Source organism: Bacillus sp. P4_D3, assembly GCF_056401855.1.
Genome location: NZ_JBFUIN010001306.1, coordinates 1 through 567, shown reverse-complemented (window position 1 = coordinate 567; position 567 = coordinate 1). Strand labels below are relative to the sequence as shown.

Annotated in this window: 1 protein-coding gene and 2 pseudogenes; 2 read left to right on the top strand and 1 reads right to left on the bottom strand. The window is 35.4% G+C overall.

The window, feature by feature from the left end; genetic code table 11:
• A pseudogene (locus tag AC1DTM_RS30995) lies at positions 1 to 104 on the top strand (acyl-CoA thioesterase); the annotation flags it as partial.
• A 131-nt stretch (positions 105 to 235) separates the two neighbouring features.
• On the opposite strand, the gene AC1DTM_RS30990 reads toward AC1DTM_RS30995, so the two are convergent.
• On the bottom strand, positions 236 to 322 hold the full coding sequence (locus AC1DTM_RS30990) for a YjcZ family sporulation protein (protein ID WP_000505094.1): 87 nt from the start codon (positions 320 to 322) through the stop codon (positions 236 to 238).
• A 102-nt stretch (positions 323 to 424) separates the two neighbouring features.
• Here AC1DTM_RS30990 and AC1DTM_RS30985 point away from each other — a divergent pair.
• Positions 425 to 567 (top strand): annotated as a pseudogene (locus tag AC1DTM_RS30985) (cardiolipin synthase); the annotation flags it as partial.

Sequence of the window (567 nt, the reverse complement as noted above, 5' to 3'; positions counted from 1 at the left end):
CAGAAGAGGAGAAAGAATTGCATCGAATTGCTGTGTTACGTGCAGAACAGCGTCATATTCGTAAGGCGGAGAGTAAGAAGGTAGCTACACTGCTAACTTTTTGATGTAAAATACTTTCCTAGTGGTACTATTTTTGTAATGGGCTAGGGGATTTTATGAAATGAAAAGCGGACACCTAAAAATAGGTGTCCGCTTTTATAGTTTTTTCATCCCCATATCGTATTACAATAACTGCTTAGCAGAAGCAAGCAGCACCGACGATAATTAAGAGGATAAATAATACGACTAGTAGCGCAAATCCATTACCATGTGCGAAGCCCATTGTTATTTCCTCCTTTTATTTTAAGATACAACATACAATATGCAGATGAGCTCCTGTTTGATATGGACGTATATCATGCAATGACATATTTTTTGTATGATAATGTTTAAAAAAAGGAAAGATATAGGAATAACAGTAGTTAGAGAAAGGAACGTATCCATGAAGCACTTTTTAATTGTAATAATTTGTTTTATAGGTGTATTCATATGGATGAACGTTGATGTGGAAATGGGGAAGAAAATGGC